This window comes from Halomonas sp. GT, assembly GCF_002082565.1.
GTDB lineage: Bacteria > Pseudomonadota > Gammaproteobacteria > Pseudomonadales > Halomonadaceae > Vreelandella.
Genome location: NZ_CP020562.1, coordinates 2,548,228 through 2,570,316, shown reverse-complemented (window position 1 = coordinate 2,570,316; position 22,089 = coordinate 2,548,228). Strand labels below are relative to the sequence as shown.

Here is a 22,089-nt window from a genome sequence, read left to right as displayed (position 1 = left end):
GATCTCCATGGAGCATACTTGGCGCTGGTTTGGCCCAAACGATGCGATTCGCCTGGGAGAGATTCGCCAGACAGGCGCAACCGGTATCGTCACGGCACTGCATGAGGTGCCCAATGATCAGGTTTGGCCGGTTGAATCGATTCGTGAGCGTCAGCAGATGATCGAAGCGGCAGGTCTGACATGGTCGGTGGTGGAGAGTGTGCCGGTACATGAGTCGATTAAAAAGGGGCTGCCCGAGCGGGATGCGCTGATCGCAACTTATTGTCAGACACTGCGCAATCTGGCGGCCTGTGGTATCGACACCGTTTGCTACAACTTTATGCCGGTGTTGGACTGGACGCGCACCGACCTGACCTACGAACTGCCCGATGGTGCTTTGGCGCTACGCTTTGACCAGGTGGCGTTTGCCGCCTTTGATCTTTATTTGCTTCAGCGGCCAGCCGCCGAAGCGGAGTATAGCGACGAGGAGAAAGTTCTGGCACGCCGCTATCTGGACGCATTGGATAGCGCAGGGCGTGACAAACTGGTCAATACGCTGATCGCCGGGCTACCGGGTGCCGAAGAGCACTACACCCTTGAACAGTTTCGCGCGGTTTTGGAAGGGTATGCTGATATTGATGCCGCTCGGCTGCGGGAAAACCTTGGCTATTTTCTGCAGGCGGTTATCCCGGTCGCTGAAGAAGTGGGCATCCGTATGGCCATCCACCCAGATGATCCGCCTCGGCCGCTGCTGGGGCTTCCCCGGATTGTCTCGACTCGTGAGGATGCCCAGTGGGTTATCGATCGTGTGCCCAGCCCCGCCAATGGGTTGACGCTTTGTACGGGCTCATACGGTGTTCGTGAAGACAATGATTTGGTGGCGATGACTCGCCACTTTGCTGCGCATATTCACTTTATTCATCTGCGCGCCACCCAGCGCGAGGTGGATACGCTCTCGTTTCACGAGGCTCCGCACTTGGCCGGTGATGTGGATATGGTAGGTGTTATTCAAGCACTGGTTGAAGAGGAGCGGAGACGTGAAAGAGAGGGCGGGGCGCGTTTACCGCTGCGCCCAGATCATGGCCATCAACTTCTTGATGATCAACAGCGCAATACGGCACCCGGCTACCCGCTTTACGGGCGCATGCGCGGCCTAGCTGAGTTACGTGGTGTAGAGCTTGCGGTGCGGCAGTTAACCGCTCGATAACCCATTGTTACTCTTCAGCATATAAAAGCCCCACTGAGGTAATTCATCAGCGGGGCTTTTTGGCGCACTACTGGCTAACGATTAGCGAGATGCAGCGGGCACTTCATCACTGGTGAGTGTTGGCTCGGGGACTTGCTCCATTCGCTGGCGCTCTTGGTCAAGAATCGCTAGCGCCTGCTCTGGGGTAACGCGGGAAGCGGGTGTCACTAGGCTTACCATCACGCCTGCTACCAGTGCTACAAGCACCGCCGGAATGCTTGGGTTACCCCAGAAGGCTGTCCAGTCGCTATTGGCGATAATCGTTAAAGAAGTCACCGACGCGCAAATAAGCGTGGCGATCGCGCCCTGCCAGTTGTAGCGGGGCCAGAAGCGACCGAGCATGGCACTCACAAACAGCCCTGACAGAATCGTCGAGATCATGCGGGTGATGTAGGTGATGACATTATCCGAGGCTAGTGCGAACAGCAGTGCCAGACCAATGGTTGCTACGAGTGCAATACGCGAGAAGCGCACTACATTTCGTGCGGAGGGCGTCCGGCCCGTTGCCAGCACATACAGATCGCGAATCAGCGTGGAAACACCGGCAATCGCATCGGAGCTTGCACTCGACATGGTGGCGGAGAGGCCCGCTACCAGCAGCAATAAACCCAGCCCAAGCGGCATGATTTCAGTGGCCAGGAAAGGGAAGGCGAAGTTGCTATTTTCAAGTCCAGGGTTAAGGGCGTGGGTGGCCATGCCAATAATCGCCGGAATGATCGAAAAGCCCAGGTAAAGAACGCCGGTGATTAAGAACGAGCGGCGTACCGATTTGACTGATTTGCCTGAATAGATGCGCTGACGAAAGGAGGGCGTAGCAAGCACGCCAATGGCAATGACGGCAGCCAGTGACAGTGCCGGTAGTCCGCCAATCTGGCCAATGCCTAGAAAGCTAGTGGCTCCTGCATCCATACCTGCTGTAAGGCCTGAGAAGCCGCCAACCTCGATCAGTGCCAATATTGCCATCAAGATAAAGCCCGCGAACAGTACGACCGCTTGAATAGTGTCCGTCCAGATAACTGCGAAATAACCGCCGACCACGCAGTAAATGCCGAAGCCCAGAGCAACCAGAATACGCGCAGTGGTTAGATCAATACCCGCCATCCAAGAGAGGTAAAGGCCACCACCAAGAATATGGGCGCCCAGCCAGCCTATACAGGCAATATAGATAAGTAGCGCGACCACGTTACGCACCAGCCGGTTGGCGCCGACGTAGTAGGCGAGTTCCTCGCTCATGGTCATAAAACGCAGCTTACGAACGGGGGCAAAACAGACTGCGAGTAGTAAAACTCCAATCGCGCCGCCAATGCCATATAAAGCGCCTGCCCAGCCGTTGGCGTAACCGAACCCAACAGCACCCATACTTGAACCAGTACCTACCATGGTGGCAACCGTGGTGCCGACGGTAAGAAAGAGCGGTACGCTTCGCCCGCCGAGTAAGAAGTCGTCGCCGCTGCCCCGTTTGTGTCTTGAAACCCACCAGCCAAACACAATCATGGCGACGATGTAGAGCACAAAGGTGGTAAGGAATAGTTGACTGTTCATGTTAACCTCTTGTTGTTGTTTATCCGGCCGTTGCCGCGGCCGGAGGTAGACAATGGATGCGATTACCGCAGGGCTTTTTATCTTAATCACGCGGTAATCTGGCGCCGTGCCCTTGCCGGGGTGCGGCGCTTTTTTGTGGTAGTTATTTTTAGGTGTTTAGGCGCGATCAGCGCGGAAGCACTTCACGTCAACCTCAACTTTGCAATCCACCACCAAGTCTTGAACGCTGCAGATGCGTGCCGGTGGGTTGTCGCCAAAGACCTCCTTAAACACTTTGTTGAAAGAGCTGAAATAGCGCGCATCGGTGAGCACGGTGGTGACATGTACGACATCTTCAACGCCGTAACCAGCTTCATGCATAATGGCCAGACAGTTGTTGAAGGCGAGGCGAGTCTGCTCAACAATGCCGCCTTCAACGACTTCGCCATCAGTCATGGGGGTTTGGCCGGAGACGTATAGCCAGCCACCTGCCTCTACAGCGCGGGCAAAGGGCAGCTTCTGACCGCCGGTGCCTACGCCGCCTTCGGTGCCGTATCGCGTAATGCTCATTAGGTTTGCTCCTGGTTGGGTTGAAAGGTGGGAATGGATTGCAAAATGCGCTCTGTTCTGCGCAGCATCCTGCCAGCGCGTTGGTCTGAAATTGTGCCCTGGTGATAGGCGATTTTGCCGTTCACTATGACCATTTCGATGCCTCTAGCGGCCGCAATAGGGGTCTCGTAATTGGCTATATCTTCAAGAGTTTTCAGATCAAAAAGGGTGAGGTCTGCGTAGGCGCCTATGCGGATCACGCCGCGATCTGTTAAGCCAAAATTAGCTGCCGAAAGGCTGGTCATTTTGCGCACCGCTTCGGCCAGCGGCATTAGCTTTAAATCGCGGCTGTAGTGAGCCAGTACACGCGGAAATGCACCCCAAAGACGTGGGTGAGGGTGCGGGTCGTTCGGTAAACCATCGGAACCGACCATGGAGAGCGGATGCGCTAACACTAGCTGCATATCCGCTTCACTCATGTTGTGGTAAACCGCCCCCGCCGGCTGTAGTTGCTTGGCAGCGTCTAAAAGAGATACTCCCCACTCGGCGGCGATCTCTTTTAACGGGCGGCGCGCCTGCTCTGGGTGCGGTGTCGACCAGGTAATGGTGATCTCAATCTCATCTGTCACTTGGCCGAGGTCGAGGGTGGAAGAGCCAGCGGTGTAGGGGTAGCAGTCGCAGTGAGCATGCTGATATTGGGCGGCTGCCTCTAATTTACCCAACGCCTTACCAGCGCCTCCCCAATTACCCGCGCCGGCGCATTTTAGGTGCGAGATCACCAGAGGTACCTGGCCACTGCGAGCAGTGGCAAATGCTTCGTCCATTGCATCTAGCAAACCCGCAAACTCATCACGAAGATGGGTGGTATAGACGCCGCCTGATTTCCCAACGGCGGCCACCAGGGGAGCCATTTCGGTGGTCGGCGCGTGTATCGCGTTGCGGTAGGCAAGCCCCGAACTAAGCCCTAATGCACCTTCATCCAGCGCTTGGCTTAGCAACGCTTCCATGTTGGCAATTTCTTCTCGATTCGCAGGCCGGGAAAAGCTATCCATCACCTGGCTGCGTAGACTGGTATGCCCCACCAAGGCGGCGACGTTAATACTTGGTGCGGCAGCGTCCACGGCGTTGGCATAGGCGCTAAAGCTTGGGTAACGAAAGTCTTCTAGCTTGCCCAATAAATTCATGGGGTCGGGAACTTCGCTAGCGAGCGTCACGGGGCTCGCGCTGATTCCACAGTTACCCACCACCACCGTCGTTACTCCTTGTGTCAGCTTTGGCAGCATTTCGGGAGTACGAATAACATTGGTGTCGTCGTGAGTGTGGACGTCAATAAAGCCAGGAGCCAGATAGCGCTCTTGGGCGTCAATAATGGTGGTGGCGGTGGCGTAGGGCATATCACCGATGGCGCAGATACGTTCGCCTTGAACAGCCACATCGGCGCGAAAATGGGCTGCGCCGGAGCCATCCAGTACGTTGGCGTTACGAATCAGCAGGTCGTAAACCATCTTAATCTCCTAGTGGCTGGCGGTTGTCGCCACCGCGATGGTCATCGAGGCTAAGTTTGAGACGGCGTAATTTAGTTCGTGAACGCTCACGGTGGCGCATGGCAAGTTCAAGCGCTAACACGTCGATGACCGCCAGCATGGCGTAGCGGGAAGCTGAAGGGTGATAGATGAAGTCGGTCTCACGCGAGGTAATCGGTAGCACTATGTCGGATGTGTCGGCTAAAGGAGAATTCATAGCGGTGATGGCAATCACTTTTGCGCCGTACTGCTTGGCAATTTGTGCAGACTCCACCATCTCCGGGGTGTAGCCGGTGACTGATAGCACAACGACGACGTCATTCGGCTCAAGGGTTGACGCTACCATGCGGGGCAAGAGTGCTTGAGGGTAAGCGCAGATCGCATAGCCCAGTCTCACTAAACGGAACTGAAACTCTTGGCTGAGAATGCTGGAACCGCCTCCTGCGCCAAATACCAATATCTGGCGCGCTTGATCCAGCAGTTCAACCGCGCCTGCCACATCGGCCTGGGCGAGTAGGTCACGGTTAAGCGCCAAGGTTTGCGTGGCAATGTCATACACCACGCTTGAACTGTCTTCGGGGGTCGCTTCTTGTATAAAACGACGACCTGCTGCTAAAGCGCGTGTTAAGCGCGTTTTTAAGTCGCGCACATTCGTGCAGCCGATAGCGCGTGCAAATCGGGTGACGCTGGCATCACTTACCCCCGCGCGCTGGGCGATATCACCGATGCTTGCTTCGGTGACAAACTCGATGTCAGCAAATATCAGCTCGGCGACTTTCTTTTCAGCTTCGCGTAGGGCAGCAAAGTCAGTGGTAATACGTGACAAGATGTCGATTTCTTGGCTCACCGTGGACTCCTAATGGTTGCCTGATTTAGAAAGTATGTTAGTTTCTAACCTTAAGTCAATAGTTGTGAAAGTATCTAACATTAATGTTTTTTTAAAAAAGAGGAAATGGGCGAATGCAGACAATGCCATTGGTAATGGATAAAGGCGGTGAGGAATTGGGATCAAACCTTCTATCAGGTGTCAGCCTGCCTGCTGCCGTGGTGCATGAAGGCCCACTGGCTCATAACGTAGCGTGGATGCAACGATTCGCCGAGGATCATGGCGCTCATTTGGCGCCTCATGGCAAAACCACCATGACGCCCGCGCTTTTCCATCGACAGCTCCAGGCGGGGGCGTGGGGTATCACACTTGCCACTGCACCCCAGTGTCGTGCGGCCTTCACCAATGGTGCCACTCGGATATTGATGGCGAACCAACTGGTCGGTCAGGCCAATATGGCCATCATCGCCAGTCTGATTGAGCAGGGCGCGACGTTTTACTGTGTGGTCGATAGTCAGGAAAACGTGCGTCAGCTCGGGCGTTTCTTTGCGGAGCGTGATTTGAATTTGGCGCTACTTATTGAGGTAGGGGTCACTGGGGGGCGTTGTGGCTGCCGCAATAAGCAGCAGATTCTTTCTCTGGCAGAGACAATTGCTGATGAGCCTGCGCTTTCACTGGTGGGCTTGGAAGGCTATGAAGGGGTGGTTCACGGGGATAACCCCGAAGCGGGTATTCGTGCTTATGCTCAATATCTGGTGGATGTAGCGGTAGAGCTTGAAGCGGCTGGCCGCTTTGCGGAAGAAAACCCAATCGTAACGGCCTCAGGTTCTGCTTGGTATGACGTGATTGCAGAAGTCTTTGAGGGCGCACCGCTGCAGGGTCGATTTACCCCCGTGCTACGGCCTGGGTGTTATGTCGTCCACGATCATGGGCTTTATCGTGAAGCGCAGTCAGCGGTATTAGATCGCCGACCGGATTTACAGCAGGGGCTTGAGCCTGCCCTGGAAGTGTTTGCCCAGGTGCAGTCGCTTCCCGAACCTGGGCTTGCCATTGTGGCGCTCGGTAAGCGTGATATTGGTCATGACCAGTTACCGATTGCCCTGCGTCGTTTCCGGGAAGGAGGTAGCCCCTCGCAGCCATTGCCTGTGACTGGTTGGGAAGTGACGAAAATTATGGATCAGCACACTTTTGTGCGCCTGCCCGAAGAGGCTCTGGATGTCGAAGTCGGTGATATCGTCGCGTTTGGCGCCTCTCATCCCTGTTTAACCTTCGATAAATGGCGCCAACTGCTGTTAGTGGATGACCAGTTAAACGTTAAAGAGCGTTTGGCCACCTACTTTTAAAAGAGGCTCTATGATCACTCGCCGCGACGTCGCTTACGCGGCTAAGCGCGCAATAGCGGCGGGTAGTTCATGGGCGTATTGAATGCCAATGGCACCTTCGGGGGTAACTTCCTCGTTAGGGAAGTGGTTGAGGTGAATGACGTGCATGCCTGCTGCCAACCCTGCTTCCACTCCCACCGCCGCATCATCAATCACCACGCACTGTTGGGGTGAGTGGCCCATCGCGGTGGCGGCTTGGCGATAAAGTTCAGGGTTGGGTTTCCAGACGTTTAAGGTATAGGCGCTAAACAGCTTGTCGCCAAAATGGTGGCCTAGCTCGGTGCTTTCCAGCGCACAGCGAATTTTGGGTTCGGGGCCATTAGACACCACTGCTTTGGGGTGGCTGCTTAACTGCTCCAATGCGGCGGGCATACCCGGTATCGCCACCAGCTCGGCACGCATGCGGGTTTCCATACGTCCCCGCATGTCTGACTCAAGCTGAGAAAGCTTGCCGTCTTCCAATGTCTGAAAACGACGTTCCAGCGTTTGGACGATTGTCAGGAAACGTACCCCGCGAAATTCATCCATATATTGCTGTGCTGAGAAGGGTAGGTGAAATTCGGGAAGGATTTCACCCATCACCTCGGCAAGCAGTACTTCGCTATCTACCAGGGTGCCATCGCAATCGAACAGTAAGCAGAGAGGTGTAGATGTGGTGTTAACAGCACTCATCGACATACTTCCTCGTTGACCAAGCTGATAGGGCGCTCACCCTGAAGTGCCAAGCAAATATTATCCACCGCCCGCTGGGCCATGGCGTCGCGGGTTTCATGGGTGGCAGAGCCGATATGCGGCAGTGCGACCACATTGGGCATCTTCGTTAGCGGTGACGAGGAGGGTAGCGGCTCGTTCTCAAATACATCCAGCCCGGCTGCTTGAATAACGCCATTTTCCAAGGCGTCTATTAACGCGTTTTCGTCGACGACTTTGCCGCGAGCGATATTGATGAAGATGGCGGAGGGCTTCATCAGCGCGAACTCATTCGCACCAAGCAAATGTTCGGTATCGGCGGTGAGTGGCACTGTGACACAGACGAAATCGGCCTCGGCCAACAGCTCGTTGAGTTCGCGGCGCTGCGCACCCAGCTCCTTTTCAAGGGCAGGTTTGCGCGATGCATTGGAGTAAAGTACCTGCATCCCAAAACCCAAGGCTCCGCGCCTGGCAACAGCCTGACCAATACGCCCAAATCCCACCATGCCGAGGGTTTTGTCATGCACATCGCTACCAAATAGTGCAGGGCCAATGCTGGCCTGCCATTTGTCCGCTTTGACCCACTCGGCTAATTCAACTACCCGGCGCGCCGTGGCCATGATCAGAGCAAAACCAGTATCGGCGGTGGTTTCGGTAAGCACATCAGGCGTGTTACACAGCATAATGCCGCGCTGGGTCAGTTCATCAACGGGGATGTTGTCATAGCCAACAGAGACGGTCGCGATGACTTTCAAGTTGGGGGCTGCGTCCAGCAACTGAGGGGTGATCGCCAAGCCGGAGCCGATAATGCCATGCGCTTGCGCTAGGTTGGAAAGCACGTCTTGTTGAGTGAGGTCTAATGGTTTGGATAGTCCAACTAACTGGGCGTACTGTTCAAGTTCCGCCCATTGGGATGAGCTGAGCCGCCCTAGTACGATGACGCTCTTTTTCATGCTGCCTCCTGTCGCTTGGATGGTGTTTGCGAATGCGAGTGGCTTAGCGTTGTTCTAGTGCCTGCAGCTGTTGGCGACTAGGTAAGCCTTCCATATCGCCCACTACTTGAACGGCCTGGGCGCCCACCAGGTTGCCGCGGTTCAATGCCTGCTGAGGCGTAAGACCATCTAATAAGGCGCTAATCGCGCCCACTGCGAAGCCATCGCCTGCGCCAACGGTATCGACTACTTCAGCGACTGGTTGACCAGGGACCAAATAACTTTCAAGTGAGCCGTTGATGTTGCCGCGATAGTAGCTACCTTCTGGCCCCAGTTTAATAATGACAGCCTTAACACCGCGCGCCAGATAGAAGTCGGTAATTGCTTCGGGCGATTCGCAGCCAGTGAGCAAGCGCCCTTCGGCCAGCCCTGGCAATACCCAATCGGCACGGCTGGCAAGTTCATTTAAGGTAGTGCGCATGACGTTCTCGTTGGGCCAAAGTGACGGACGGAGATTGGGGTCAAAGGAAATGCTTGCCCCATGAGCACGCGCCTGTTTCATTAAATGACGGGTAAGCTGGCAAGCACTTTCAGATAAGGCTGGGGTAATGCCTGTTGCGTGTAGGTGGGTAAGCGCCTGAAAGTCGACATTCTTAGCATCCTCTATAGAGAGATGGCTTGCGGCACTGCCTTGTCTGAAATATTCAACTCGTGGGTCAGCACCGTCCTTTGCACGCTCTTTAAAGAGCAGCCCTGTGGGGCGCTGTGAGTCAGTGTGAATATGCTGACTATCGATATGCTCAGCTTCCAGCGCTTTGCGAATGAATTGGCCAAAGCTGTCATTGCCCACGCGGCTTAGCCAGCTGACCTGAAAGCCCAGCCTGGAGAGGCCTATCGCGACATTATTATCGGCACCCGCCAAACGGCGATGAAAGTGCTCAATGTCTGCAAGAGGGCCGGGGGCATCGGCGACAAACATGGCCATGGCTTCGCCGAAGGTCAGTATTTTGGGTGCAGAAGCAGACTGTGTCATAGGGTGTCTCACTCGTTTTGTTGCTGATTGGGAACGATACCATTTCGAGCTGTCAGTTGTACTGAGTCTCGCAACGCTGCAGGTAAGGGCTATCCTTAGCGGATGGTGCTGCCCCGGGCAATCAGCGTTGGTGAGTGTCGGGCTTGCACGGCGAGCTTACCTGCGTGTTGGGGAAGCTGATTAAGCAGGCAGGCAACGGCGGCTTGACCAATCGCATCGGTTGGCTGGGCAAGGGTGGTGATGCCTGGCGACACGAGTTCACACCACTCCAACTCATCTATGCCAAGTAAGCCGATTGATCCCATCGTGAGGCCAAGGTGCTGAAAGCTGCGCACCATAGTGAGCGTTACGTTGCCGTTGGCGCACAATACTGCCTTGGGAGCGCTGGCAGGACGTTGGGTAAACTCGGTTAATGTTGGTATGGGTGAATGTTCATCTAGGCTGCTTAGCACTAGCGTCTGGTTGTCCAGGCCTAGAGTTTTTACTTGCTGCTTAAATCGTTTCAGCCGTTCTTGGCGAGCGCTGGCATGTTCAGGCGCTTCACTTACATAAAGCACTGAGCGATAGCCTTGTTGCACTAAGTGATCCAGTGCCATATCAATCGCTTGGGTGTTATCGAGCCCAATAACCTCGGCATCGAGCTGGCGAATTTCGCGGTCAAGAAGCACCAACGGAATACCGCTGTGCATTAATGCTTGCAACTGAGATTCAGGTTGCCCTGCCGCATTGATAATCAGGCCTTCCACTTGATAGGCGGCCAGCGATGCTAGGTGCGTTTGTTCTTGCTCTGGGTCGTTATCGGTATTACACACGATCAGCGAATAGCCGTGGGCTCGAGCGGCTTGCTCTACGCCATGTACAGCGGCAACAGAAAAAGGGTTACGTATATCAGCCACTAGCATACCCAGCAGCCGTGAGCCTCCGCCTTTTAAACCACGCGCCATGAGATTGGGCTGATAGCCCAATGTGTTAGCTGCCTGTTCAATCTGTGACTGGAGCTTGGGGGTTAGCCGTTCGCGCTCTGAACCGAAATAACGTGAGACGCTGGTTTTGGATGTACCCGCTAATTTGGCAACTTCAATGAGGGTGGCCCGAGATGACGGCATAAGTGGCGCGTTTCTTAAATAAATGGGAACGTTCCCAAATTAGCTGTTTTCGATCCGAAAGACAATACTCGTGGTATGGCTTGGCATCGACACTTAACCCTCGTCGTCTCCACTATCGGAGCAAGCCTTCTGCTCTCAGGCAGGTTAAACTACGCGACTTTAAGTCAACGCTTGGCGCCATGCATGCATCCCCTTAATACATCAACAAGTCCTACTTCAAAAAGCCATATTTCAAAAGACCATATTTCAAAAGACTATGAGCTAACTCAGGCGGGAGATCGCTATTTTGACGGTTTGGTCGATAAGTTTTCTCGTTCGCTTTATCAAGCGCCCCGTGGCGAGCTGCGCCTGGCGATGCTGGATTATTTGCTGCCGCAAATGCTGCGCCTGACAGCACAGCCAGTGCTTGATGTTGGTGGTGGTTTAGGACAGCTCTCGGGGTGGTTTGCTCAGCGTGGACACGCGGTCACCATGGCAGAGCCTTCTCAGGATATGTTGGCCCATGCCAGCGCATGGCATGACGAGCGATTTGCTGCAGGTGCTTGGCCACCAGAACAGATTCGTTATCTTGCTGCGCCTCTTCAGACGCTGCCGCAGCAAGCGCCTGGGCCTTGGCCGCTCATCACCTGTCACGCTGTGCTTGAGTGGCTAGGAGAGCCTGAGCAGGCCGTGCAAACGCTTGCTAGTCTACTTGCCCCCGGCGGCCAGTTAAGTTTGATGGTGTTTAACCGCGATGCGTTGCGTTTCTCCAACGTCATTAAAGGTAACCTACAAAAAGCCCTGAGTGACCAGCTTGAAGGCAAAGGGAAGCGACAGCGGTTGACGCCTATCTCACCGGTTACCCACGACGAAGTGTGCCAGTGGGCAACGAATAACGGTCTGCTCATGGATTCCGTTGCCGGGATACGAATTTTTCAGGATTATTTACGCCATCCTTCTGCAGAGGAGAGTGATCAGGCAACGCTGCTGGCGCTCGAAAAGCAGTATTGCCGCCAAGATCCTCACTGGCGGCTAGGACGCTATCTACTTTATACCTTCATCAAACCCGAGGCTGATGTATGAGCGCGCAACTGCCTGCTTGCCAACTTCTTGAACGTTTCTATGGCCAATCGGCTAATTTATGGCCTGTTGCACCGCCTGCTGATGCATGGTTGCAAGCTCGCTCCACGGCAATGATAAGTGGTGACGTGGCGCTGCGTGAGCAGTGGGTGGCCAGTGGTAAAGCAGCCGCCAGCCCATTTGATGTTCCGTTTGTCGAGCAGGCTGGGCAGGTAGTGCTGTTCTGGCCGAAAGCCCATCAATTGGGGATTTGGTGGCTAACATGGCTATGCCACGTGCTGCCTGAAAACACCCCAGTCGACGTTGTAGGCGAGCACCAGGGCGGCATTAAGCGTGTGCCAAAAATACTCAGCGAGTTGAGCATGCGCTGCGATAAGCTCGATAACGCTCGTCGTTGTTCGTTATTTGCCACTCGTACGGTAGCGATGGAGCTGCCGGACAATGCGTGGCAAACTTTTGAAGCGCTGGATTTAAAACTGGTGAGCCATCCTGGCGTCTTTGGCCACGGCAAGGTTGATGAAGGCACGCGTTTAATGCTCGAAAGCATAGAGACTAGCTTGCCTAAAAAGCCGCTCAACGTGCTGGATGTGGGCTGCGGCGACGGCATTATTAGTGCTTGGTTTGCAGCGCGAGGCCATCAGGTCACTGCCGTGGATGTCAGTGCGTTTGCGGTGGAAGCGTGCCGCCGAACGTTAGCGGCTAACCAGCTTAGTGGTCGGGTGCTGGAGAGCGACGTCTATTCAGCGCTTGAGGGCGAGCAGTTTGATCTGATAGTGAGTAACCCTCCGTTTCACCAGGAGCGAGAGATTACCTATAGCCCTAGCTCGCGCCTTATTTCAGAAGCGCCCAATCATTTATCGGCCAGAGGCCAGCTTCTGCTAGTCGCGAATGCCTTTCTTCCTTATCCCGATGTACTGGAAAGCACCTTCGGTGGTTTTGAGATCTTGGCAGATAATCGGCGCTTTAAAGTGTATCGTGCCGGCAAATAGCAAGCGCCACCGCTGAGACGACTATTTGCGTCTATGATGCCAATAGTGAGCCGCGTTTCGGCTTCACGTGTGAAGGGGATGGAAATGACAGGAAACGTTCGTACGACGGCCATTATAGGCAGTGCGTTGATCTTGGGCGGTTTGCTGGCGCTGGGTTTAGTGTGGGGAGGCAGTTACTTCAAGGGGGCTGCTGAGGTTTGGCAGCAATCTTCACGCAGCGTCACTGTACGTGGCTTGGCCGAGCGCGAAGTGGCGGCGGATATGGTGCTATGGCCACTTAACTATACCGTTAATGCAAATTCGCTTGCTGACCTGGAACAGCAACTTTCCAGCAATGAGCAATTGATTCGCCAATTTTTGGATGCCCGTGGTTTCGATATGGGCAATGTAAGCGTAACGCCACCGCGTATTACTGATCAATTTAGCAATATGTATGGTGGTGGCGAGCGTCCAGACGAGCGTTATCGTGCTGAGGCCACGTTGCTGCTGCGTACTGATGATGTCAGTGGTGTGATAGATGCAGTGCCCCAAGCCACTGCCTTGGTACGTCAAGGCGTGCTGCTATCGCCTAGCTACGAATACCGGACCGAGTTTTTGTTTACGGGTCTAGACGCGATCAAGCCTGAAATGATTGCTGAAGCGACTGCTGATGCGCGCAATGCAGCTCAGCAGTTTGCCGAAGATTCCGGTAGCGGTGTCGGGGGAATACGCCAAGCGACCCAGGGCTACTTTTCTATTGAGGATCTTGATAGCTATACACCCCACATCAAACGAATCAGAGTCGTCACTACGGTAGATTACTCGTTAGAAGAGTAGTCCTTACCGCCCTAAGTAGGCGATGATTACATGCCCGGATAACGGATCGCCGTGATGGTGTAGAACGTCTCGCCATTGGGTGTGAGCACCGTAATATCGTCGTCTACTTCTTTCCCGAGCAGTGCTTTGGCCATGGGGGCGTCGATACTGATCCAGCGTTTTTTGGTATCGATTTCGTCATGGCCAACAATCCTAAGATGAACTTGCTCTCCGCTTTCATCTTCCAAATCTACGTACGCGCCGAAAAAAACCTTGCTGGTGTCAGCGGGCAGACGATCAACAATTTGCAGTTCGTCTAACCGTTTTGTTAGGTACCCAATACGCGCAATAACGCGGTTTAACTCTTTTTTGTTATAGGTGTAATCCGCATTTTCACTGCGGTCACCCTGGGCGGCGGCTTCGCCGACTTTGGCCGAAATGGCGGGGCGTTTAACTCGCGATAGATGATCCAGGACAGCGCGCAGGCGAGCCGCACCCTTTGCTGTGATCAGGTTGCTCTTGGGTTCTTGGCGCGGGTCTTTCGCTGGATCGCGCCAGCGCGTCATATTTCGGCCTTTCATTGCGTTTTTCACCTCTTCAAAGAGTACCAGCTTACGCTAATGGCAGTGTTGTTCACAAAGCGCTTATTTATTGGCGATTCATTCAAACGTTCGTTACATTATGGGTGTGGGCGATTTAAGGCCCCAAAACCAGACGTATTACTTGCTAGAAAGCACAAAAATAAACCAGGAGCTTATTATGCGCACACCCCCTTTTTCTCGTTTACTCATTGCAGCGGCCTTAGGTAGCACCTTGGCGCTAGCCCCATTAAGCGTGTCGGCCTATGAAGGCGATGTATTCTCGCTAAAAAACCGTTGGGAGCACACCGTCACTGAGATGCCAGCTAACGAGCGCGAGAGTACCCTTAAAGCGCTAGTCAATGAGGCTGAACAGCTGGCTAGCCAACATCCTGATCAAGCGGAAGTATTAATCTGGCAAGGCATCGTACTGGCTTCCTATGCGCGTGAACGCGGCGGGCTTGGTGCACTAGGCACCGCTGGCGATGCCCGCGATGTACTGGAGCGTGCTATTGAGATCGACCCACAAGGCGGCAATGGTTCGGCTTATGTCACGCTAGGAGCGCTATATGACCGTGCACCAGGCAGGCCGCTAGGCTTTGGCAACAGCGATACCGCTGAGCGTATGTTTCAGCGCGCGCTAGAGATCCGCCCAGACGGTATTGATGTGAACTATTACTACGCGGCGTTCTTGAAAGAAGAGGGGAATACCCAAGCTGCTCGTGAGCATGCGCAGCGTGCCGTGAACGGCACTGCACGAGAGAATCGCCAAGCATCTGATGAGGCACTACGCCGCGATGCCGAAGTATTGCTCGGCGAGCTGTAGACTCTTAGCCAAGGCGTCTAGCGCTAAGGTTGATAGGCGCATTGGCATTCCCAGTGGTAAGCATTGATAATAGAACGATTGTTAACACTGGGAGTGCTTCATGGCATCTAGCCCTAATTCATTAGTGCCCGATGCGTCAGCGCCGCCTCAGTTAGGCCGAGACGATGTCGAGCTTATTCAGCGAGAAATTCTTTATCAGGGGTTTTTCCGCTTGGAAGCCTTAGAGCTTCGTCATCGTCTGTTTGAAGGCGGCTGGAGCGGCACGATGCGGCGTGAGGTGCATAACCGCTTCGATGCTGTTGGCGTGCTGCTTTACGACCCTGCTCGTGACGCGTTAGTACTTGTTGAACAGTTTCGTGCTGGCGCGATTGACGATCCGCTTTCCCCTTGGAAGTTAGAGTTGGTGGCGGGGCTAGCAGATAAAGACGAATCCCTTGAAGATGTTGCCCGCCGCGAAGCCATGGAGGAGTCTGGCTGCCAGGTTGGCGAACTGACTAAACTGCATACCTATTACCCAAGCCCAGGGGCGTGTAACGAACGCGTGACGCTATTTTGTGGTTTAGTCGATACCCAGGGTATGGGGGGAATTCATGGTCTTGATGATGAGCACGAAGATATCCGTGTTCATGTGGTGACTTTCCCAACAGCATGGGAACTCCTGGAGCAGGGAAGACTCGATAACGCCATGTGTTTGATTGGGCTACATTGGTTAGCGAGCCAGCGCGCTTCGCTGCGCGCTGCTTCTCATCGAGCAGCGACAATGCCAAGCGAATCTGAAAAGGAGTGAACATGGCTAGAACCGCCTATGTCACCGATTTAAAGTCCCTGCAGGGCGAATGTAGCGCCAACTATATGCGCATGCTTCGTTTGGTAGGTGATATGGAAAGTGGCCAGCGACGCGATATCGCGCTGCATGGCGATGACCAACATTTCGGCGATTTACATCTTAAGATTCTGGAGCAGGCGCCCTACACCACGATGGTGGAAGTAACCCAGAGTGGGCCGCTGGATGCGGTTATCGAAGTCCCCAGAATGCGTGTCCATCTTTACCATGATGTACGTATGGCAGAGGTGACTGATTTTCAACGTGAGCGCCACTTTAGCGGTCGCTATCGTTATCCGAATGCCAGAATGCACCAGCCAGATGAGAAGCTGCAGCTAAATCGCTTCCTAGGTGAGTGGCTGGCGCATGGCTTAGCCCATGGCCATGCCTATGATATGCCGGAGTTACCCTGATGCGACTGGTTCAGATAACTGATTCGCACCTGCATGCCGATAAGTCGGCTCGCTCTCGAGCGGGAATTCCATGGCAGCAGTTTGAGCGTGTGCTGGAAGCGGTGATCGCTGAGCGGCCCGATATCGTCGTATTTAGCGGGGATGTGAGCCAAGATGAAACGGCTGCCTCTTATGCGTTGGCATGCCAAGCGCTGGCATCATTGCCATGCCCATGGTTCTGGATCCCTGGCAATCACGACCAGCTAGCTTTCATGCAAGCGGAGCATTCACTGGTGGAAGAGGTCGATCTTGCCCAATGGCGATTACTACTGTTGGATACCCATGTGGCTGGCCAGCCACATGGCGAATTAGGTGCTGAGCGCTTAAATGCACTGGCTGAGCGCCTAGAAGAAGATGATCGTCCAGCTGTGATTGTGATGCATCATCCTCCTGTTGATGTAGGCGCTGCGTGGATGGATGCTATCGGCCTTAAAGATCGCGATGCGTTTTGGCAACTGTTAAACCGTTATCCTCAGGTTAAGATCATCTTGTTTGGTCATGCCCACCAAGCCTATGCCCAGTTACACTGTACCGCAGATGGCAAGATTGACGTGTATGGTTGTCCTGCCATCGCGGACCAGTTCTTACCCGGCGCTGAGCAGTTTGCGATTGATGAAGCTTCTCGGCCCGGCTATCGAATTATTGACCTCCATGGCAGTGAATGGCAGACCTGGGTGGAGCGTGTCGTTGTGTGATGTCACTTCTGTTAAGACACGGTTAGGCAATAAAGATATAAAAAGATAGTTATTAATTCTTTTGGGTTATTATTAACTCGGCGTTACCCTACTCTCAAATAACCGTCTTTCGGCAACGCTACCGTCAGGCGGCAAATAGCGTTTGCACGTGCAAGCACCGTTTTGTGAGGGAGTAGGTAATGAACCAGTTTTCTGCGCCGTCGGCGTCCCAGCGTGAGGTGCCTGCCGCACCTGATGCGGCACGCTTGACCCACCTAAAGCAGCTAGAAGCTGAATCGATCCACATTATCCGGGAAGTCGCCGCTGAGTTTAGTAACCCGGTCATGATGTACTCCATCGGTAAAGACTCCTCGGTAATGCTGCACTTGGCGCGTAAAGCCTTCTATCCAGGGACACCGCCATTCCCTTTGATGCATGTGGACACCACCTGGAAGTTTCGTGAAATGATCGAGTTTCGTAACCGCATGGCAGAAGAAGCGGGAATGGAGCTGATTGTGCATACCAATGAAGAGGGGCGGGCCGCCAATATCAACCCCTTCGACCACGGTAGTGCGAAATATACCGACATCATGAAAACCCAGGCGCTAAAGCAAGCGCTGGATAAGCATGGCTTTGATGCGGCTTTCGGTGGCGCACGGCGTGATGAGGAAGCTTCACGCGCTAAAGAGCGTGTCTACTCCTTCCGCGATAAATACCACCGCTGGGATCCGAAAAGTCAGCGTCCTGAGCTTTGGAATGTATATAACGCCAACGTTAACAAGGGCGAGTCAATTCGCGTCTTCCCACTTTCGAATTGGACAGAGCTCGATATCTGGCAGTACATCTATCTTGAGTCTATTTCGATTGTACCGCTTTACTACGCCGCCAAGCGTCCGGTAGTTGAGCGTGATGGCATGCAGGTTATGGTTGACGATGATCGCTTGCCCCTGGCACCCGATGAAGTGCCTGAAGAGAAGTTTGTGCGCTTCAGGACGCTGGGCTGTTACCCACTGACCGGTGCCGTGGAATCAACGGCGGCCACGCTACCCGAGATTATTCAAGAGATGCTGTTGACCAAAACCAGTGAACGCAGTGGCCGTGCCATTGACCGTGACCAGGTCGGTTCAATGGAGAAGAAAAAGCGCGAGGGGTACTTCTAATGGCTCATCAATCCAATTTAATTGCTGACAATATCGAGCAGTACCTTCACGAGCACGAAAACAAAGACCTACTGCGTTTTATCACTTGTGGCAGCGTTGATGACGGTAAATCCACGCTGATCGGGCGACTGCTGCACGACTCTAAAATGATCTTTGAAGATCAACTGGCGGCAATTACCCAAGCGTCTAAAACCAGTGGCACTACTGGTGATACGGTTGATTTGGCGCTGTTGGTGGATGGCTTGCAGTCAGAGCGAGAGCAGGGTATTACCATTGATGTTGCTTATCGCTTCTTCTCCACCGAAAAGCGTAAGTTCATCATTGCTGATACTCCAGGGCATGAGCAGTACACCCGAAATATGGCCACGGGCGCTTCAACGGCAAGCCTGGCGATTATTTTGATTGATGCGCGTTATGGGGTGCAGACTCAAACCCGTCGCCATAGCTTTATTGCCGATTTGCTGGGCATTCAGCACTTGGTGATTGCGGTAAATAAAATGGACTTGGTGGAGTTCTCCGAGCAGCGCTTCAACGAGATTGTTGATGAATACCGTGCGTTTGCCACCAATCTTAGTGCGCCGGATATCCGCTTTGTACCGATGTCAGCACTGAACGGCGACAACGTAGTTAATCCCAGTGATCAGACGCCCTGGTATTTCGGTACGGGTTATGAAGGTAAAACGCTGATTGAGCTGCTGGAAAGTGTCGAAATCAGTCGTGACCAAAACCTCACTGATTTACGTTTGCCGGTACAGTACGTTAATCGCCCGAATCTGGATTTTCGCGGTTATTGCGGCACATTGGCGGCAGGTATTCTACACCCAGGCCAAGAAGTGAAAGTGCTGCCATCGGGTAAAACGTCACGGGTTGAGCGAATAGTAACGTTTGACGGCGACTTAAGCGCCGCTTATCCAGGCCAAGCAATCACCGTCACCCTGGAAGACGAGATTGATATTTCCCGCGGTGATTGGATTGTTAGTGCTGACGCCGACCTACCGCTTTCTAATGCGTTCATGGCGGATATTGTATGGATGCATGAAGATGCATTGGCGCCGGGCAAGCTTTATGACTTTAAGCTCGCCACCCGAGATCTATCTGGGCAGGTAAGTGCCATCGAGTATCAGATCGATGTTAATACACTTGAAAGACATGCCACTGATTCGCTGGGGTTAAACGCGATTGCTCGCTGTGAGGTTGAGTTAACAGCCGCGATCCCAGTGGATGACTATCGCACCAGCCCTGGTACTGGTAGCTTTATTATCATCGACAGACTGACCAACGTAACGGTTGGCGCTGGCATGATTCGCGGAACAGCCGATGCCCGCGAGCAGGTTAGTGGCGCTACCGATTGGGCAGCCTTTGAGCGTGATTTGAACGCGCTAGTGCGTAAGCATTTTCCGCATTGGGAAGCGAAGGATGTGCGCGACTTGCTGCGTTAACAGGTACTGTTAGCAAGTACTGGTAAGCAGGTACGTGAGCTGAACCAAAAAGCCGCCTTGGTCACCGAGACCAAGGCGGCTTTTACGTAAGGAGTAGCGCTACTGTGTGTTAGACGAAGACTGCGCGTTAGGGAAAAATAACTGTTGGCCGTTGACGTCAAAATCGGCAATCGCTTGCTGTCCTTCTTCAGATACCAACCACTGGTGCCACTGGGCCGCTAAATCATGCTTCAAGTGCGGGTGTTGCTGTTCAGAAAGCAGAAGAGTGCCGTACTGATTAAACAGCGCATCGTCGCCTTCAAATAACAGTGTTAAGTCTTGCGGATTTTCAAACGCTACCCAAGTTGCACGATCAGTGAAAGTGTAGGCGTTCATCCCTGCAGCGGTGTTTAGGGTTGGCCCCATACCGCTACCTAACTCGCGATACCATTCACCATGAGGAGTCACCGCTGCGCCTTCCCATAAACGCAGTTCGGCACGGTTGGTGCCACTATCATCTCCACGGGATGCAAAGGGCGATTCGCTTTCCGCGATACGTGCAAACGCCTCGGTGACGTTGGCACTACTGCTAATGGCTGCGGGATCATCGCTGGGTCCGACAACCACAAAGTCGTTATACATCACGTCCAGACGCTCGCTGGCGTAGCCATCGGCAATAAACTGCTCTTCGCCCGTTGTGTCATGCACCAGCAGGCTATCGGCATCTCCTCGGCGGGCAATCTCAAACGCTTGCCCTGTCCCTACAGCGACCACACGCACGCCAATGCCCGTTGTGTCAGTAAAAACAGGAATAATCGCGTCAAATAGCCCTGAGTTTTCAGTGGAAGTGGTTGACGCTAAGGTGATGAAATCATCGTCAGCGAGCAGTGAGACACTCCACGAGAGGCCTACTAATCCAGAGGTTAATAAGCTAGCGGTAGCCAACGTTATAGTTTTTTTCATAGGGGGTGCTCCTGGGGTTACCAAACAAGTTCGCCGCGGATAAAGGCTCCCGCTTGGGCGGAAGCTGGCGTGTCAAAAAAGCGATGGGCAGGCGTGTGTTCTAGCACTTGGCCGCTATACATAAACACCACTTCATCGGCTAAGCGGCGGGCTTGATGCAGATCGTGGGTAGTCATAATGATACGGGTGCCATTCTGGTGAAACTCGTTCACTGCATCTTCAACCGCCTTGATCGCAGCAGGGTCTAAGGCAGAGGTTGGTTCATCTAAAAACAGCACGGCAGGATTGAGTAGCCAAGCACGAGCAAGCGCAAGACGCTGCTGTTCACCGCCGGAAAGCACCCGTGCTGGGCGCTTGGCAAGCGCGATTAAGCCAAATTTTTCGAGCGCCTGCAGGGCCATGCACTTGCGTTGCCGACGTGGCACTCCGCTAACTGCCAAGGCATACGTCAGGTTATCAACTGCCGAGCGGCGTAGTAGCACCGGGCGCTGAAAAACCATGGCTTGGGTTGGCGGCACTCCTTGCCAATTAACGTGACCACTATTGGGAGTTAGCAGGCCGTGAGCTAGACGCATTAACAGGCTCTTCCCAGCGCCATTGGGGCCCATAATAAGTGTGCGCTGGCAGCCTGAGAGTGACAGCGTGGTGGGGGCGAGCAAGCGGTGGCCACGGTGCGCAAAGCTCACCTGTTCAAAATGTAGCGTGGGCACGGTCGTCATCAGGGACGGTGGGGAAAACGAGGCGTTCATCCTAACCGCCTTTTAGCCGTTTCACTGACCGTGTGAGCCAATGCATTAATGAGCGTCACAAGGCTAAGCAGCACTATGCCTAATCCCAGCGCGAGGGGGAGGTTGCCTTTACTGGTTTCCAGCACAATGCTGGTGGTCATTACACGGGTGACGCCATCGATATTGCCACCAACAATCATCACTGCACCGACTTCAGCACTGGCGCGACCAAAGCCTGCGAGTATCACGGTTAATAGTCCGAAACGCGCGTCCCACAGCAGTGTAGGCATCATGCGTAGCGGCTTCAGACCAAGAGAGCGCAGCTGTTCGGCATACTCGTTATGTAGTGTCTCTACTTGTTGGCGAGTAAGGGCGGCAATAATCGGGAATACTAAAATGACTTGTGCAATCACCATGGCCGTTGGCGTAAACAGCAGCCCAAACTGACCTAGTGGCCCCGCGCGGGAAAGCAGCAGATAAACACATAGCCCAGCGACCACTGGGGGAAGGCCCATAAGCGCGTTGAGCAGCACAATCAACGCATTGCGGCCAGGGAAGCGCCAAAGGGCGAGTGCAGCGCCTAGTGGTAATGCCAGTGCACTAGCAAGCAGTACTGCAATGAGTGATACCTGCAATGACAGCGTCACGATAGCGATTAGCCCCTGATCCATGCCCAGAATCAATGCAAACGCTGTGTAAAATGGGTTATCACTTGGGGTCATTGCCGTTCGCACTCTTGTTTTTGTTATTCAGCATCATTTTTTAGCAGCCGACATCATATGAGTTCAATCACCTTAGGTGCATCCGCTAGCATAATGTACGTAAACTTGATGTAAT

23 protein-coding genes are annotated in these 22,089 nt (G+C 53.8%); 11 read left to right on the top strand and 12 right to left on the bottom strand.

Annotation, left to right across the window (positions count from 1 at the left end; all coding sequences use genetic code 11):
• Nucleotides 1-7: 7 nt before the first annotated feature.
• Nucleotides 8-1,186 carry a mannonate dehydratase gene (gene uxuA, locus B6A39_RS12055; protein ID WP_083006022.1) on the top strand — a complete coding sequence of 393 codons (1,179 nt, stop codon included), beginning with the start codon at nucleotides 8-10 and terminating at the stop codon, nucleotides 1,184-1,186.
• Nucleotides 1,187-1,267: 81 nt separating this feature from the next.
• Here uxuA and B6A39_RS12050 read toward each other — a convergent pair whose 3' ends face one another.
• From B6A39_RS12050 to B6A39_RS12035, 4 genes are all read right to left on the bottom strand, one after another.
• Nucleotides 1,268-2,767: a sodium:solute symporter family protein gene (locus B6A39_RS12050; protein WP_083006020.1), complete on the bottom strand. Its 1,500-nt coding sequence runs from the start codon at nucleotides 2,765-2,767 to the stop codon at nucleotides 1,268-1,270.
• Between the two features lie 156 nt (nucleotides 2,768-2,923).
• Nucleotides 2,924-3,316, bottom strand: a complete 393-nt coding sequence (locus B6A39_RS12045; RefSeq protein ID WP_038485767.1) for a RidA family protein — start codon at nucleotides 3,314-3,316, stop codon at nucleotides 2,924-2,926.
• Nucleotides 3,316-4,800 carry an N-acyl-D-amino-acid deacylase family protein gene (locus tag B6A39_RS12040; protein ID WP_083006018.1) on the bottom strand — a complete coding sequence of 495 codons (1,485 nt, stop codon included), beginning with the start codon at nucleotides 4,798-4,800 and terminating at the stop codon, nucleotides 3,316-3,318. The genes B6A39_RS12045 and B6A39_RS12040 overlap by 1 nt, the downstream gene beginning before the upstream one ends.
• A gap of 1 nt (nucleotide 4,801) precedes the next feature.
• Complete coding sequence (locus B6A39_RS12035) at nucleotides 4,802-5,665, bottom strand: MurR/RpiR family transcriptional regulator (RefSeq protein WP_083006016.1); 864 nt, start codon at nucleotides 5,663-5,665, stop codon at nucleotides 4,802-4,804.
• A gap of 113 nt (nucleotides 5,666-5,778) precedes the next feature.
• Between B6A39_RS12035 and B6A39_RS12030 the strand changes: the two genes are divergently transcribed.
• Complete coding sequence (locus B6A39_RS12030) at nucleotides 5,779-6,987, top strand: amino acid deaminase (RefSeq protein ID WP_083006015.1); 1,209 nt, start codon at nucleotides 5,779-5,781, stop codon at nucleotides 6,985-6,987.
• 33 nt (nucleotides 6,988-7,020) lie between these two features.
• Here B6A39_RS12030 and B6A39_RS12025 read toward each other — a convergent pair whose 3' ends face one another.
• The 4 genes from B6A39_RS12025 to B6A39_RS12010 form a co-directional block, all read right to left on the bottom strand.
• Nucleotides 7,021-7,698, bottom strand: coding sequence for an HAD family hydrolase (locus tag B6A39_RS12025; RefSeq protein WP_083006014.1), 678 nt, complete (start codon nucleotides 7,696-7,698; stop codon nucleotides 7,021-7,023).
• Nucleotides 7,695-8,669, bottom strand: a complete 975-nt coding sequence (locus B6A39_RS12020) for a 2-hydroxyacid dehydrogenase (RefSeq protein ID WP_083006013.1) — start codon at nucleotides 8,667-8,669, stop codon at nucleotides 7,695-7,697. The genes B6A39_RS12025 and B6A39_RS12020 overlap by 4 nt, the downstream gene beginning before the upstream one ends.
• A gap of 43 nt (nucleotides 8,670-8,712) precedes the next feature.
• Entirely contained in the window at nucleotides 8,713-9,681 is a 969-nt protein-coding gene (locus tag B6A39_RS12015; protein WP_083006012.1) for a sugar kinase, read from the bottom strand.
• Nucleotides 9,682-9,776: 95 nt separating this feature from the next.
• A complete protein-coding gene (locus B6A39_RS12010; protein ID WP_083006011.1) occupies nucleotides 9,777-10,787 on the bottom strand; it encodes a LacI family DNA-binding transcriptional regulator in 1,011 nt (336 codons plus the stop codon).
• A gap of 183 nt (nucleotides 10,788-10,970) precedes the next feature.
• Between B6A39_RS12010 and B6A39_RS12005 the strand changes: the two genes are divergently transcribed.
• The 3 genes from B6A39_RS12005 (at nucleotide 10,971) to B6A39_RS11995 (ending at nucleotide 13,651) form a co-directional block, all read left to right on the top strand.
• Nucleotides 10,971-11,849, top strand: coding sequence for a methyltransferase domain-containing protein (locus tag B6A39_RS12005; RefSeq protein WP_083006009.1), 879 nt, complete (start codon nucleotides 10,971-10,973; stop codon nucleotides 11,847-11,849).
• A complete protein-coding gene (locus B6A39_RS12000; protein ID WP_083006007.1) occupies nucleotides 11,846-12,835 on the top strand; it encodes a methyltransferase in 990 nt (329 codons plus the stop codon). The genes B6A39_RS12005 and B6A39_RS12000 overlap by 4 nt, the downstream gene beginning before the upstream one ends.
• Before the next feature lie 84 nt (nucleotides 12,836-12,919).
• The gene (locus B6A39_RS11995) at nucleotides 12,920-13,651 is read left to right on the top strand and encodes an SIMPL domain-containing protein (protein WP_083006005.1); all 732 of its coding nucleotides are present in this window, start codon (nucleotides 12,920-12,922) and stop codon (nucleotides 13,649-13,651) included.
• Between the two features lie 26 nt (nucleotides 13,652-13,677).
• Here B6A39_RS11995 and greB read toward each other — a convergent pair whose 3' ends face one another.
• Nucleotides 13,678-14,211, bottom strand: coding sequence for a transcription elongation factor GreB (gene greB / locus B6A39_RS11990; RefSeq protein WP_083006003.1), 534 nt, complete (start codon nucleotides 14,209-14,211; stop codon nucleotides 13,678-13,680).
• Between the two features lie 178 nt (nucleotides 14,212-14,389).
• Between greB and B6A39_RS11985 the strand changes: the two genes are divergently transcribed.
• From B6A39_RS11985 to cysN, 6 genes are all read left to right on the top strand, one after another.
• Entirely contained in the window at nucleotides 14,390-15,034 is a 645-nt protein-coding gene (locus B6A39_RS11985; RefSeq protein ID WP_083006001.1) for a hypothetical protein, read from the top strand.
• Between the two features lie 100 nt (nucleotides 15,035-15,134).
• Nucleotides 15,135-15,821 (top strand): NUDIX domain-containing protein, encoded by a 687-nt coding sequence (locus B6A39_RS11980; RefSeq protein WP_083006000.1) that lies wholly within the window; start codon nucleotides 15,135-15,137, stop codon nucleotides 15,819-15,821.
• 2 nt (nucleotides 15,822-15,823) lie between these two features.
• On the top strand, nucleotides 15,824-16,270 hold the full coding sequence (locus tag B6A39_RS11975; RefSeq protein WP_083005998.1) for a DUF1249 domain-containing protein: 447 nt from the start codon (nucleotides 15,824-15,826) through the stop codon (nucleotides 16,268-16,270).
• Entirely contained in the window at nucleotides 16,270-17,004 is a 735-nt protein-coding gene (locus tag B6A39_RS11970; RefSeq protein WP_083005996.1) for a phosphodiesterase, read from the top strand. Before B6A39_RS11975 ends, B6A39_RS11970 begins: the two co-directional genes overlap by 1 nt.
• Before the next feature lie 179 nt (nucleotides 17,005-17,183).
• Nucleotides 17,184-18,143 carry a sulfate adenylyltransferase subunit CysD gene (gene cysD / locus B6A39_RS11965; RefSeq protein ID WP_083005994.1) on the top strand — a complete coding sequence of 320 codons (960 nt, stop codon included), beginning with the start codon at nucleotides 17,184-17,186 and terminating at the stop codon, nucleotides 18,141-18,143.
• A complete protein-coding gene (gene cysN, locus B6A39_RS11960) occupies nucleotides 18,143-19,582 on the top strand; it encodes a sulfate adenylyltransferase subunit CysN (protein WP_083005992.1) in 1,440 nt (479 codons plus the stop codon). The genes cysD and cysN overlap by 1 nt, the downstream gene beginning before the upstream one ends.
• Nucleotides 19,583-19,681: 99 nt before the next feature.
• On the opposite strand, the gene B6A39_RS11955 is transcribed toward cysN, so the two are convergent.
• From B6A39_RS11955 to B6A39_RS11945, 3 genes are read right to left on the bottom strand one after another with little or no spacing between them, the layout of a single operon-like run.
• Nucleotides 19,682-20,524: a substrate-binding domain-containing protein gene (locus B6A39_RS11955; protein WP_083005990.1), complete on the bottom strand. Its 843-nt coding sequence runs from the start codon at nucleotides 20,522-20,524 to the stop codon at nucleotides 19,682-19,684.
• Nucleotides 20,525-20,541: 17 nt separating this feature from the next.
• Nucleotides 20,542-21,273 (bottom strand): ATP-binding cassette domain-containing protein, encoded by a 732-nt coding sequence (locus tag B6A39_RS11950; protein ID WP_083005988.1) that lies wholly within the window; start codon nucleotides 21,271-21,273, stop codon nucleotides 20,542-20,544.
• The gene (locus B6A39_RS11945) at nucleotides 21,270-21,974 is read right to left on the bottom strand and encodes an ABC transporter permease (protein ID WP_083005986.1); all 705 of its coding nucleotides are present in this window, start codon (nucleotides 21,972-21,974) and stop codon (nucleotides 21,270-21,272) included. Before B6A39_RS11945 ends, B6A39_RS11950 begins: the two co-directional genes overlap by 4 nt.
• Between the last annotated feature and the right edge of the window lie 115 nt (nucleotides 21,975-22,089).